This window comes from Yersinia sp. FDAARGOS_228, from assembly GCF_002073315.2.
GTDB classification, from domain to species: domain Bacteria; phylum Pseudomonadota; class Gammaproteobacteria; order Enterobacterales; family Enterobacteriaceae; genus Yersinia; species Yersinia intermedia.
Genome location: NZ_CP020409.2, coordinates 1,357,908 through 1,371,827 on the forward strand (window position 1 = coordinate 1,357,908; position 13,920 = coordinate 1,371,827).

Below are 13,920 nucleotides of genomic sequence, written 5' to 3' on the forward strand. Positions count from 1 at the left end.
AGTATGTCTAGGTTAAATCAAGGGTTGGTAAGCGTCTTTTTTACCGTGCTGCTGACGCTATTTCACAGCCAGGCATTTGGTCAGGTCAGTAATTGCCGCCCCACATTTGGGAATACCTACGTTGATGTGAATTTAAATTTTAGTATAACCAGTAATACCACCGCTATATCTCCAGGTACGGTATTAACGTCACAACAGAGTGATTTCATCGGTTTAGAATGTACTTTTACTGGGAATAATTCGACGCTAAACACAGTATATTTTAGGAATGTTTTACCGCAAAGTACCAAAGAATTGCTGCGGAACAGCGGTGTTGAGATTGATCAAAGAAATGTAATTGGTGGTGGGTCGGATGTTGCTATTACTGACCCGACCGTTCCTAATATAAATCTAGGATATTGGATTCCAAAGGCGGGACTGAGTACACAGGACATTGCTTTTGGTATAGAATATAGCTTTACGGTAAGAAAGGGGGCCAATGCTCTGAAACCTTTTGATACCGGTAGAGTACTGCTTGGGTACCATACCGATTATTTAGGTACTAATATCGGGGCTCCTGTTTATATTCACATAAAAGGCGATCTGGTCCTGCTTTGTCCGAGCCCGGTAGTGAATGTAACGGCAAGCAACGGGGGGAGTGTCGGATTTGGTACCGTCTCCCCAACGATTATGAATGCTGGCGATGTGATAAATAAAAACTTTAATCTTAATTTTGCAGTTTCCCAGGATTGTGAAACCGGCTTAAACATATCTGTACGTTTTGAACCCGGTAACAATACGATACTGGATAATAAATATCTGGATATGGGGAACGGATTACAAACGTTATTGAGCAATGCCAACGGCGATATCAATTACAATGAATCCTATCCGGCAGGGAGCTTGCGTCCTGGGATGCCTTTGGATCTCCCTTATACGGCGACGTTGTCGAAAATCCCAGGCAGTAATGTGATATCAGGGCCTTTTTCGAAAACAATCAGAGTCGTTGTCTCCTATTGAATAAATGAGTAAAAGTTAATAACGTGATGGACGTAACTTCCTAACGGGGCTTGAATCGCCCCGGCAAGGCTCTGTCGCATTAACGAAGGTTTAAGAGAGTCATCACACTTTAGTCATCTACCTTGTCATGACACACTCCGGTTAATTTCTCGGAGGAATAAAGCATGCTGATCGGCTACATCAGAGTATCAACAAATGACCAAAACACAGAACAGCACGCGTTAATGCCAGCGCAGTAACAGCTTCAGGCTTAATGACGCGATCTATTCAATCGTACAGCCAGCGGCCTGCTTTGGCTGATTCTGCAAACATTCTTATTGTAAGTGGTTTTTTATTTTGGACAGATTACTAACGAGAAAAGAATCTTTCTTTTTCCAAGGAAAATAATTACCCCAATAGAAGTTATCATAGTTAACGTTAAATGCTTTGAAATAGGCGGCTGTGGCATCACTTATGTCCTCAAAGAACATAGAATCGACTTCAACAAGGATTCTCTTGCAGGCAATCGCCGCTATGAGGGGAAGCTCTTTTTTCAAAAACTCGATAACCTGTAGTTCAACATCAGTTTGAGTTACCATAAATTTTTGCTAACTCAAACTGATAGCCCATGAAGGTTATCTCATCTGCGAGTACACACAGAATCGCTATAGCATTTTGGGTTAAGGTTGGTTGTTATAAATATAATTCAGGATTTTTTAATTAATGGAACTAATAATGAATGTTAATAAATTTCTTTTTACACAATGGCGTTACTATCATTTTGTCTGTTTTTTTATTACCTTTGCTGTGTTCAGATTTTTTACAACCATCATTGATATATATAATGATGGTGGGCTATCTCTATTTAACTATAGCTATATTGTTGGTCACTTACTTATTCTTATTTTTGGATTGGGTTGTTTCTACTTATCAACAAAAAAACCTTGAAATTAAAGGGTGAAATTCAATTGTTCTTTTCAATAGCAATTTTTCTCTGTTATTACCACATAAATTCCCATCACAGCATATTGGATTTGGATGATTACTCCAAACAATTAGCGTGAGTAAAATTCTAAAAATAGGATGGCACTATGGAGGCAGTTAGAAAGGGGCAACGCGGGGTAGGGGAGATTGTCAGATTACAGGAGCAAAAAACCCGGCAGCGGGGCAGGGTTAGTCAGGGTAAGATTAGTTAACAAATGCCCGCAGCATGATTTCTACTGGCTTATATTCACCATCTTTAGGGGTTAGATTAGATGTCACTGTTATGCCCCCCTAAATGCCATTTTCCCTGCTAAAGCCGCTGCATCTAATGATGGGTCAAGGACAAATTTAACTCTTCTGTCAATAATTCCTGGTACCACTGCAGCCCAGCCTTTTGATGGATTATCGATGTACCATTTTCACGTCAATACACCGCTACTGAATTCGCTTTTTATCCTTTATACTCCCTGAAATTACTGAACTTTTCTGTCACGAGTTCTATCGAGGTCAACTCAGTTATACCCAAATCAAGTGGTATCGGGGGCCTTTAAGGGGGCTCATCTCGTTCAACGGGAATTAGGGACCCCATATGCCACTAAATGTACGATAGATTGATACTGCAAAACCCAAAGAATACAAACTCACTGATGGCGGTGGGCTGTATCTGTGAAGTGGTTTACTGATTCTATCCGTTTTCCTTATGCTTTAGGCAAATTAGAAGGGGAAATATTCCGCAATTAAGTCCTGTGCAACATCCTTCCCTAACTATTTCATCAGTAACCCAGACGCCACTGTGCGCTCAAGCTACCCGATACATACATCGCACTGACATATGCTCCAGCCCGCACGCTGCTTCACCTTCCGTATGCCTCAATGTAAAAATAGACACTAACAAGTGCGGTACAACATGCAACTTTATTCACCATGATAGCTTTTCACCGCGCATGGCGAAGTATAAATACAGTAACGCCATAATTTGCATGAAATATTAATGTTTAGTCTTCCGCTGCCGATACCTGTGCTCGGATATCAGATGTGTGCCTAACGCACCAGAACCGAATATATCTCTGATTACGAACAAATGTTTTATAACTACGAACGCACAGGATAAGGGATTATGTGGTTTTACAGATTTAAACATGCATTTATTGCGTTGTTACTCCCATGGATACTTGCCGTTATTATTCAATTAGCAGGAAGAGTCTACCTTCTAAACGACTATGGTAATCCTGAATCCCTGGCAGGGGTATCAACAGATGTGCAACGTATGTTCTTGATTGGTGGGCTTTTTGATGTACGTATCGCCAGCTTGATATTTGTTCCCTGTTTATTAATTGCTGGCCTGCTTGCGTTCAATAAAACCAGCTTTAGACTCTGGCAGCGATTTTGGCCTTGGTTTGCGACGCTTTTCGGCACGCTAGTAACAATACTCACTGTGGGCAATATCTTCTATTACGCTACCTACCAGCGGCCAATTGATATCTTTGTTTTCGGTTTGGTGGAAGATGATACTGTTGCTGTGCTGAAAACCATGTGGAGTGACTATCCGGTTATTCGTAGCGCTATTTGCCTAATTCTATTTGTTGCGGCAATTTCGTGGATTTTTCACCGCTGGCAGCGAAAAATTAGCACCTGGCCTGAACAACATAGCGGTATAGTAGTTTCTGCAATTTCAACTCTGATTATTTTGGCACTCAGTTTTATCGGCGTGCGTGGTTCCATGGGCACATTTCCTCTTCGGCAGTCGGATGCACAGATTTCAGATATTAATTTATTGAATATGTTGACGCCAAGTGGCCCGATGGCACTTACCTGGGCGTTAAAAGCCCATCGGGAATATAGCAATTTCCCCCCAGCAACCGAAAAACAAGGTGAAGAACTGCTCAGTCAGTTTTTTACTAAGCCTACAGAAGCTAACCTCAAGCCATTTATGGCTAAAACCGCGCCTAACGCAATAGCGAAAAAATCACCACCTAATGTTGTTTTTGTCGTTATGGAAAGTATGGGGTATTACCTTGAAGGCTATGATCGCTCGGATCGTGACGTATTTGGCGCACTAAAACAGCACTGGAAAACTGATTGGCGTTTTGGCCGCTTTATCTCTGAAGGGAATGGGACCATTGATAGCCTAAGCCGCTTATTTGTCCGCAGTCCAAATAGTAACATTAGCCAATCTAGTGCTCAAGATATTGATTTTTCTAGTAATATGTTTAAACCCTTCCTTGCTAACGGATATAAAGTTATTTTCGTTACTTCGGGAAACGGTTCCTGGCGCAATCTAAATCAGTTCCTACCCCATTTAGGCATAAGTGAATTTGTTGAACAAAACGGGTTGAAAAAACGCTATCCTGAAGCCGAAACTGGCACTTGGGGCGTGCCTGATGAATATATGTTCCGTTATATTGAAGAACGTTTAGCTCAGGCTGACAAAGAAGGTGAGCATGTACTGATCATGTCAATGTCGACCACTCATCATCCTCCGTTCAAAGCGCCTAATAGTTATGCAAAGACAGATATCAAATTATCGGATGCGGAAAAACAAAGGCTGAGCAATCTGGCCAGCGGTAAACAGTTGGACGAGGTATTCCATACCCTACGTTACACCAATGATCAGCTAGGGCAGTTTATCAGTTGGGTAAAATTACAGTCGCTGGGTGAACATACCATTATTGCCGCCACTGGCGACCATAATATCCGGGGTATTAGTTATCCTGACGCCGCTGAGCAGGCTCTTAGCCGCGCAGTGCCGTTCTATCTTTATGTTCCGCAACGCTATCGTCAGAACAGCCATTTTGATGCATCCCGAGTCGGCAGTCATAAAGATATCTGGCCTACGCTGTATCAGCTCAGCCTGTCAGAAACGCCTTATTACCGAACGGGTTGCGACTTACTGTCTGAAAAACCGGATGCTATCTGGTGCCAGGGCTATAACCCTGAACTGTTGATAACCCAACAAGGCAGTTTCACTTTATCCGGTAAAGGGGAGTTTTATCCCTGGGTTGATAAAGAAGGATTGTTGCTGGGAGCTGCTCAGCCAATGGACGATGAGCAAGAAAAAACGTTTAGCCGGTGGCAAGCATTTACTCCTCTACTGTCATGGCAATTAAACAAACAAGTTCAGGAACTCAAATAACAGAAATAAAAAAGAGTTGTTATGATGGCAATAATGTTTATCCAAGCATTATTGCCGCTTAACAGTCGATACAGACTGGCCGAAATATTTTTCAAATATATTCCGCCTATCTCACTACCAACAGAGGAGAATATGTCATTCATCTCCCCAGGGGATGGGACATATATTCCCACACCCAATGAACCGCCGCTGCTTTTGTTACTACCATCCAGCGTCTGGCTCTCTTGAGTGGATTGTCGCCGTCAGACTGGTGTCTTTACCCATCTGTAACTGGCTGCCGTGCAAAACAATATCGCCATCCGCTCCTTTCACGCCGTTACCGGTGGCGGTGATATTCAGGTTATTACCGGCGGTCAGTGTGCTGCCCTGATGGGTGGTTTGATTGACGGTTTGTTCTGATTTTGACGACTGGCTGCCATAAGACAGGCTAATGCCAATAACATTTTGGTCACTGGCATTCACTGCTGCCAGGCGACCATTGCTTTCTTCACTGGCGGCTTTGGCGGTGGTAACCGCAGTATTGACGGCGCTGCCATCGGCCACCACATGACTGCCGGTGACCGCGATATTTTTGCCACTGACATCAATGGAACCGGCTGAGAGCATTGAGCCGAGTGCCAGTGTCTGGCTAATACTGTCTTCGGTATGGGTGGTGGTGGTCGATGCCAGACCTTTTTTCTTGCCGGTATGAATTCGCAGTTCATCATGCTGTTCGGTCTGGGTGGTGAGCGTGACATCCCCGCCCGCCGCCAGCTGCAGTGCGCCGTCGGTTTGTACCGTGCTGGCGCTGAGGGTGATGTCTTTTGCTGCCTGTAAATTGATATCGCCCTTGGCGTTCAACTGGCTGCCGAGCAGGGTTTCATCATAGAGATCCACTGAGCTGGTATGGCGTTTGCTTGAGGATTCGCCGGTGACGTGCAGGCTGTCGGTGAAAGATGGAAGTATTTAGGACTAAGTTTCAGTAATCTCAGCCAAGACCGAGATTACTATTATCAAACTCACAAATTAGCTTATTTTTGTGATTATAATACCGTCATTTTTATCCATAATTAAGCTATCAGCTAAAGGCAGCTTCCTAATTAATTCCTCGACCGTTCCTCGGGGAAAACGATTCTCGGAAAAACTATTTTCGAAATCTAATGAATAAATCAAACGTTCTTCATTACCATCAAAGCCTAGCCAAAAATTACAACCGTAGTCATATAGTTCCGCAACATTCAACGGTATTAAATTTTCAGGTTCTCCTTCTGAGAAATCCATTTTTTCAATAGGGATAGTGCCAATATCAGCATTATATTTTTTAAGGCCTAAATCTAAACTCTCCTTCAAAGAGGAAATTACAATGTAAAGATCAATAGTTACCCCTTTGCCTGGGATGAATAACCCATTGATAATAAAATTAAAAACCCCACTCGGGGAGCATAGAATATCTAGCTGCTCAAGTTGTATAGCAATTCGATAAGGATCACCAATAATCATTTAATTTTCCATCCCTCTTGCTTACGTAACTGGGCCTTTGTCTTATTATCTAACTGCATTGCATTTTTTGAATCACCAGTACTTCCAGACCAATGGTAAGTTCCTACATTATCAGGGAAATAACGATGAATAGCTCCATCATTTCCCATACTATAACGAGCTTTGTTTCCATCGACTGATACTGAACTACCAAATAGCTCTAAAGAATTCCTTGGCTCAATACCTGCGTCTGGCCTGAATCCTTGGGCACCTGGTGTATGTTTGGTATTTGATTCGACTTTTAACCCATTACTCGCCACGATAGGTTCAGGAATTGGTAACTGGTTATCTCTACCTTCGGCTAGATAAGCCAAATCATCTTTATTCTGTTCTGGGAGCGGCGTTACCGTGCTATTCCCACCCACATCCGGCTTACTATCAGTACTCCCGGTATTACTGGCACCATTCTCACCACTTTTATCCGGTGAGACCAACGCCGTTCCCTTGTTTTGATCGGGCGCAGGATTTACCAGCTTACCGCCTGTGGGATCATCAACTGGAGTAGGGAACCCCGTAATTAAACCCTTACCATTTTTTAATTCTTCGTAGGCTGCTCGCTCGGAAGGTGACAGTTTATCTATTTGTTCCTGATCACCTGACATTGCAGCCAGCATAACATTGGTTTTCTGTACGCCAGAAAGTTCTTCAATCGCCGATGTGGCAACACCAACACCGATGAGAGCGCCAAACCCAAGATCTATGACCGCTTTGCTACAAACGGCTATCTCTGCACAAGCGGCTGCACCGGTACGCAAGATAGCAAGGTTATTATTCTCCAGAGCATTCTTCCCAGCCTGCGCCCCGGCAACGGCGTCAGCGGTGCTGCCGCCTGCTAATCCCCCCGCCAGCCCTGCCGCCAGTGTACCCAAGGCGCTGATGGTTTGTCGTTGCTCTTCAGTCAGGTCTTCACGATTAATCCCCGGATACATCTTCTGGGCAATATACTCCCCCATCACTGCACCCGAAGCGCCCGCCAGTGCATTGTTCCCATTCACCTGCGCCACGACTGCACCCAGTACCGCGTGCGCCATCAGGTTAGCTTCAGTGTTTACCTTACCCGTAACCGGGTCGGTAGTCATATTATGAATGACTTCAGCCAGATATGGCGCACTGCCTCCCGCCAGCGCTTTCGCCATATCACCACCGGCTAAGCCTTGTACGGCGGCTGTCGCGGCCTGAATACCTTGTTGCAGCGCACTGCCGGTGCCGTATTTCTTCATCTCGGCTTTGTAGACATCGGAGTTACGCAGTTCTGCCATATAGTCGGCACGCTCTTTCTCAGTGGCATTCTCCTTCAACGGGCCGAGTTTATCTTGCGCCGCCTTCAGCCCATTGATGTCACCTTGCGTCCGCACGATATCAGCGGCCTGACTACCAATCTCGCCAATCAACTGCGCTTCCCGCAGGCGGTTTTGCTCTTTCTCTTTATCAAAGATAGGGGAGAGCGCATTGTTGGCGTGTTCAACATCACGGCTCAGGTCATCAACATTTTGCTGTTGCTTATCCGTGTCACGAACCGTGATAGTGCCATCGGATACTGCGGCATGGGTGGTGCTGTCGGCGTGACCTTCATTGTTAGTGCCAACCAGCAAGCCGTTGGCCATATTCCCGGCAAACTGACCGCCGATGCTACCGCCGGTACTGATGCCCACACTTTGATGCTCTACCTTGAAGTCCGCTTTATTCCCGATATCACTGAACCCCAGCGTGCCGGTATCCAGCGTGTTTTTATCGGCGGTGGCAGTGGAGCCAATCACTGCACCGTCGAGCTGAGTATGCGCGCCCACGGTGATATCAAAGCCACCAGAGCCTGCAAAGATACCCGTCTGCTCCTGCACCGAGTCAAAGTTGCTGTGCATTTTGTCGCGGCTGGCATTGATGCTGGCACTGCCGGTCATCGAACCAAAATTGAAACTGCCACCGACGCTGGCGTCTTGCTGCTTCGAATCGTAACGGTCACTGTCTTGCTGGCTTTGCAGCAGCAGGTCACGGCCCACATCCACCTTGACGGTTTCCCCACTGACCTGCGCGCCTTGCAGCACCGCATCGCGGCCACTGGTGATGTTGAGCTGGTTACCGGCGTTGACTGTGGTTTCCGTGTGAGTCACGCCGTTGCCACTTTCGCTGCCTTTACCCTTGTTCAGGCTGGCGGAGACATTAATCCCCCAACCGCCCTGACCGGCACCTATTCCTATCCCCAATGAACCGCCGCTGCTTTTGTTACTGCCGTCCAGCGTCTGGCTCTCTTGTGTTGATTGCAATATCACATCACGATTGGCCGTCAGACTGGTGTCTTTACCCGCCTGTAACTGGCTGCCTTGCACCACAATATCGCCATCCGCCCCTTTCACGCCGTTACCGGTGGCGGTGATATTCAGGTTATTACCGGCGGTCAGTGTGCTGCCTTGGTGGGTGGTTTGATTGACGGTTTGTTCTGATTTTGACGACTGGCTACCATAAGACAGGCTAATGCCAATAGCATTTTGGTCACTGGCATTCACTGCGGCCAGTTGCCCACCTTGCACCGCCTGAACACCACTCAATGCCGCTTTAACGCCTTGCAGCGCGGCCAGGCGACCATTGCTTTCTTCACTGGCGGCTTTGGCAGTGGTAACCGCAGTATTGACGGCGCTGCCAACCGTGCCGGACAGTGCCAGCGTCAGGCCGCTCTGTTTTTGCTCAACGGTATGAGTCTGGCTAAGCTGATTCTCCGCCGCCACAATAGCGACATTTTTACCGGTCAGAGCGATGTCTTTACCGGCTAACACCTCAGAGCCTTGCACCGTCAGGTCTTCACCGGCGGTCATGCTGACATTCCCCCCCACACTGCCCACCGTGCTGCCCACGTTGGAGAGAGATTTGCCAGTATCGGTGGTTTTTTGGCTGTTGCTGCCCACCGTGACACCAATCCCGCCAGTGCCCATCAGACCCGATTTTTTCTTCTCATACAGGTGAGACTCGCTCTCGCTCTGTTGCGCGGTGCTGCATGAACATCACCTTACCCCCGAACCGATCCCGGAACTGATATTGGCAGGCGATACGCTGGCGACACTCGGTTTTACCTGTGGCACCCCGTTACAACTGACACGCCAGCATCACATGCTCTGGATCACCACCGTCACCGACGAAGCCACTTGGGAAGTGCTGTGCGAGGCCAGCCAACAGCGGCAAGATTTAGGCGCAGATGGGGTACGGCAGAGCGGCGAGCTGGTGATTGCTGGCGACTGGCTCACCGAGTCAGGTATTACTGGGGCTGAGCAACAGGAGGTCACTGCTGCGCCCGGTGTTATTCGGTTGCGGCGGCGGGAAGTGTGGGGATTTAGGGCTTAGAAGAAGGACCCCCGGCCAGTTGGCCGGGGGTCTGTATTACTCACAAAAAGATAAATTATCTATTTTCTTTATGTCTAACAGTAACTGTTCATCAAGAGTAGTTTTATCTACTTGATTTAAAATATGACTTATCCTTTTTAAGGAAGATAAAACACCTTTTGCTTCCTTGTGACTTAAAGATGCGATTGATGATATTAATTGCCCATCGTAATCATCTCCAGCTAGAGGATCTCCTTGCAAGATCGATTCTGCCCTTGGCAATACATGAACTAAAAACAAATCCTGTCTTATAGCTCGAGCAATATCCCCAACATCCAACTCATCAAGCGGTACATCTACGATACTGCTAAACCACTCATCAAGAGATGACCTAGTGTTAGGCTCATAATTACCGCCTTCCGCTATTAATAGATCTCTAAACGTTGTCATATACCGTATCCTTTGATCGCCGATTCTATTTTGTTAATAGCTTCTGTTGCTCTTCCGTAAGCTGCCTGAGCTTCCGGATTATTAACATTTTTTAGCGTGTTTGCATGATTCCTTAAACCATTAAGGGTATCTTGCATCTCTTTCATATGGTTCCAGTTTTCCCCACTTCCATTAGGTTTAGGAATAGGGTTGTTGTCCATATCTTTAAGAGAGCCTGTAATATCATGATCTTTCAGAGAGTTTTTAATTAGGTTGTCGATTTTTCTCATGGCACTTTCTTGCTTCTGATTCAGCTTATCGACTTTTTTCTCTTCCGATTTGTTCGGATCGTTTTCTGGCGGTGGTGGTGTTCCGGTTCCAGACCCCGAACCACCCAGCTCTTTCTTCTGCTCATCCGTCAGATCCTTGCCGATATTCGGATTCTGGCTGCTATTCGAGTTTGATTGACTCTGCGCTGCAACCACCGCCAACAGCACACAGCTTGCATTTTTCAGACAGGCCGCGTCTAACCCTTCCTTCACTTTCTTGGTCAGCGCCAGCGCGGCTTGCTCGTTAGCTCCGCCTTTGCCTGCTTCGGCCATCGCGGCGGCGTTCAGCGTTTCTTGCGCCATCATCTGCGATATGAGGCCAAGACTGGTCATATTGTTGCTGAGTTCGTTCTTACCTGCCTGCGCACCGGATACCGCGCCAGCAGTATCACCACTGGCCAAGCCGCCAGCCAGACCCGCCGCCAAGCTACCCAGTGCAACCAGCGTTTGCTTCTGCTCTTCACTCAGTTGGCTGACCGGAATATCACCGTACAGTGATTTCTTGATGCTTTCCCCGATCATCGCCGAGGTGGCCGCACCCGCAGCTCCCGCCAGACCGCTATTACCACTGGCTTGCGCCACCACTGCGCCCAGAACCGCATGAGCCATGACTCGGCTGGCTTCATCCGGCGCGTACTGTTTTATGATTTCCGCCAGATACGGCGCTGCAGCACCACTCAGCGCCTGCGCCATATTCCCACCCGCCAAGCCTTGCACCGCCGCCGTAGCAGCTTGGATGCCTTGTTGCAATGCGCTGCCAGTGCCGTATTGGGCTTGTGTGGTTTTATAGGCGGAAGTGCTGGTTAGCAGCTTGTCATACACCGCTCGCTCTTCTGGTGTCGCGTCCTGGCCTGGTGCCTTGATGCCTTTCGCTTCCAGCTCCGCTTCCAGCTCCGCTTCCAGCTCCGCTTTACCGGCGTTTGTCGCCAGGATCTTACCTTGCGTTGCCGCAATGTCTATCGCCTGACTACCAATATCACCAATAAGTTGCGCTTCCCGTAGGCGATTTTGCTCTTTCTCCTTATCGAAAATAGGGGAGAGAGCATTGTTAGCGTGTTCAGCATCGCGGCTCAGGTCAGCGACATTTTGTTGTTGTTTATCGGTATCGCGAATGGTGATAGTGCCCTCGGATACTGCCGCATGGGTAGTGGAACTGGCATCACCACTATTACCGCCCGCGATGGGGATGCCCCCGCCCATATTGCTGATAAAGTCCTTGCTGCCGGTAAAGCCGCCACTGCTCAGGCCCATGCTACTGGTCGAGGTTTTAAAACTGGCCTGATTATCGAGATCAGAGAAGCCGAGCGTGCCAGTATCCAACGTGTTTTTATCGGCAGTGGCCGTCGAGCCAATCATCGCACCATTGAGCTGAGTATGCTCGCCGACGGTGATATCAAAACCCCCTTTGCCAGCAAAGAACCCGGTCTGCTCCTGTACTGATGTGTAGTCTGAGTCAATTTTAGACTTGCTGGCACTGACACTCCCGCTGCCGGTCATGGTGCCAAAGGTGAAGCTGCCACTGGCACTCACGCTGGTCTGTTTGCTATCGTAGTTGTTGCGGTCTTGCTCACTTTGCAGGGTTAAATCACGGCCCACATCTACTTTTACCGTTTCGCCGCTGACCTGCGCGCCTTTCAAGGATGTATCGCGGCCACTGGTAATACTCACCGTATCGCCCGCTTTCAACTGGGTTTCAGTATGGGTCAGGCTATCGCCTTGCTCTTTGCCTTTACTGGCATTTACACCCGCAAAGATACTGATACCGGCTCCTTTTCCGACGCCAATACCTATCCCAATATTGCCACCCGAACTTTTATTACTGCCACGCAGACGCTCACTATTTTCAGCACTGTTCAGCGCAATATCATTTTTGGCATCCAGACTGAGATTTTTCCCTGCCTGCAGCTCGCTGCCTTGTACCCGAATATCGCCCGGCCCCTTGTCTCCGGTGGCGGTGATCGAAAGATTATTCCCGGCAGCAATGTTGCTGCCGCTGGCGGTAGTCTGCTCAAGGCGACTTTCTGATTTACTTTTTTGGCTGCCCAGTGAAATGCTTACCCCTACCGCATTGGGGTCGCCGGTTTCATTGGCCAACACCGCGCCTTGTGCTGCCTGAACGCCCTGAAGGACTGCTTTTGTGGTCTGCAATGCCTGGAGGCGGCCATTGGTCTCTTTTTTGGCATCCTGGGCGGTAGTGACGGTGCTGTTGATGGCACTGTCTACCGCGCCAGACAGGGCAAGGGTGAATCCGGTCTGTTTGCTCTCGGTGGTATGTTGTTGAGACAGGTTGTTTTCCGCCGCAGTTATCGCGACATCTGATCCTTGCAGGCTGATGTCTTTATTGGCGATCACTTCGCTGCCATGAATAGTTAACTGATTTCCCGCATCAAGAGTGACATTGCCGCCCAGACTGCCAATCGTGCTACCCACGTTGCTCAGAGTCTGCATTTTGTCGGTGGTTTTTTGGCTATTACTACCAATCGTGACACCAATGCCGCCAGTGGTCATCAGGCCGGATTTTTTCTTCTCATACAGGTGAGACTCGCTCTCGCTCTGTTGCGCGGTGTCGCATGAACATCACCTTTACCCCTCAACCGATCCCAGAGCTGACGCTGGCAGGCGGCGCATTGGGATTTACCGCTGGCACCCCGTTGCAACTGACGCTTCAGCACTACCGGCTATGGGTGGCAACCGTCACCGACGAAGCCACTTGGGAAGTGCTGTGCGAGGCCAGCCAACAGCGGCAAGATTTAGGCGCAGATGGGGTACGGCAGAGCGGCGAGCTGGTGACTGGCTCACCGAGTCAGGTATTACTGGGGCTGAGCAACAGGAGGTCACTGCTGCGCCCGGTGTTATTCGGTTGCGGCGGCGGGAAGTTGGGGGATTTGGAATTTGAGATCAACCACCTCGGCCATCGGTCGATGGTGGTTCGTTAAAACGGCGAAAATAAAATACTTTTATTATCGCGATTAGCCTGATCTATTAGTGCAATCACAGATAATAGGTAATCATGAACATCTTGCTCTGATGATTCATCTTTCATCAGATTATTAATCTCCTTACGAAGATCTGCAAGTTGCTCATCACTAAAAAGCTCTATGTCACAGTTAGATAACTCAGATAACAATGGGTATTTACAGTGATCGTCCCTGATTAAAAAGCTTTCATTCCCCGGAAAGTCTTCCAATGAGGCAATGTTTTCACCAATAACGTTATCCCATAAGTAAACAATAAACATAT

General features: G+C 47.8%; 9 protein-coding genes and 3 pseudogenes. 4 read left to right on the top strand and 8 right to left on the bottom strand.

The features are described from left to right. Window positions 1-3: 3 nt before the first annotated feature. Window positions 4-999, top strand: a complete 996-nt coding sequence (locus A6J67_RS06230; protein ID WP_042568639.1) for a fimbrial protein — start codon at window positions 4-6, stop codon at window positions 997-999. A 267-nt stretch (window positions 1,000-1,266) separates the two neighbouring features. Here the strand turns inward: A6J67_RS06230 and A6J67_RS23930 are convergent, their stop codons facing one another. Further along, window positions 1,267-1,311, bottom strand: a complete 45-nt coding sequence (locus tag A6J67_RS23930) for a DUF1493 family protein (RefSeq protein ID WP_268748651.1) — start codon at window positions 1,309-1,311, stop codon at window positions 1,267-1,269. 2 nt (window positions 1,312-1,313) lie between these two features. Beyond that, a complete protein-coding gene (locus A6J67_RS06235) occupies window positions 1,314-1,577 on the bottom strand; it encodes a DUF1493 family protein (RefSeq protein WP_253271808.1) in 264 nt (87 codons plus the stop codon). A gap of 1,502 nt (window positions 1,578-3,079) precedes the next feature. On the opposite strand from A6J67_RS06235, the gene A6J67_RS06250 reads away from it, so the two are divergent. Then, entirely contained in the window at window positions 3,080-5,095 is a 2,016-nt protein-coding gene (locus A6J67_RS06250; RefSeq protein WP_050297220.1) for an LTA synthase family protein, read from the top strand. Between the two features lie 164 nt (window positions 5,096-5,259). On the opposite strand, the pseudogene A6J67_RS23230 reads toward A6J67_RS06250, so the two are convergent. The 3 genes and pseudogenes from A6J67_RS23230 to A6J67_RS23235 all read right to left on the bottom strand — a co-directional run. Then, a pseudogene (locus A6J67_RS23230) lies at window positions 5,260-6,037 on the bottom strand (hemagglutinin repeat-containing protein); the annotation flags it as partial. Window positions 6,038-6,100: 63 nt separating this feature from the next. Continuing rightward, on the bottom strand, window positions 6,101-6,574 hold the full coding sequence (locus tag A6J67_RS06265) for an Imm42 family immunity protein (RefSeq protein WP_050072988.1): 474 nt from the start codon (window positions 6,572-6,574) through the stop codon (window positions 6,101-6,103). Continuing rightward, a pseudogene (locus A6J67_RS23235) lies at window positions 6,571-9,594 on the bottom strand (hemagglutinin repeat-containing protein); the annotation flags it as partial. The pseudogene A6J67_RS23235 and the gene A6J67_RS06265, both read right to left, overlap by 4 nt. Here A6J67_RS23235 and A6J67_RS06275 point away from each other — a divergent pair. Continuing rightward, window positions 9,593-9,943, top strand: a complete 351-nt coding sequence (locus A6J67_RS06275) for a hypothetical protein (protein ID WP_390899622.1) — start codon at window positions 9,593-9,595, stop codon at window positions 9,941-9,943. The pseudogene A6J67_RS23235 and the gene A6J67_RS06275 overlap by 2 nt on opposite strands. Before the next feature lie 36 nt (window positions 9,944-9,979). Here the strand turns inward: A6J67_RS06275 and A6J67_RS06280 are convergent, their stop codons facing one another. Both A6J67_RS06280 and A6J67_RS06285 read right to left on the bottom strand, forming a co-directional pair. Further along, on the bottom strand, window positions 9,980-10,372 hold the full coding sequence (locus tag A6J67_RS06280) for a contact-dependent growth inhibition system immunity protein (RefSeq protein WP_050087911.1): 393 nt from the start codon (window positions 10,370-10,372) through the stop codon (window positions 9,980-9,982). Next, on the bottom strand, window positions 10,369-13,188 hold the full coding sequence (locus tag A6J67_RS06285) for a hemagglutinin repeat-containing protein (protein WP_105165818.1): 2,820 nt from the start codon (window positions 13,186-13,188) through the stop codon (window positions 10,369-10,371). The genes A6J67_RS06280 and A6J67_RS06285 overlap by 4 nt, the downstream gene beginning before the upstream one ends. 62 nt (window positions 13,189-13,250) lie before the next feature. Here A6J67_RS06285 and A6J67_RS06290 point away from each other — a divergent pair. Then, window positions 13,251-13,576, top strand: a pseudogene (locus tag A6J67_RS06290) (hypothetical protein). A gap of 36 nt (window positions 13,577-13,612) precedes the next feature. Here the strand turns inward: A6J67_RS06290 and A6J67_RS06295 are convergent. Then, on the bottom strand, window positions 13,613-13,918 hold the full coding sequence (locus A6J67_RS06295; protein ID WP_050298031.1) for a hypothetical protein: 306 nt from the start codon (window positions 13,916-13,918) through the stop codon (window positions 13,613-13,615). Between the last annotated feature and the right edge of the window lie 2 nt (window positions 13,919-13,920).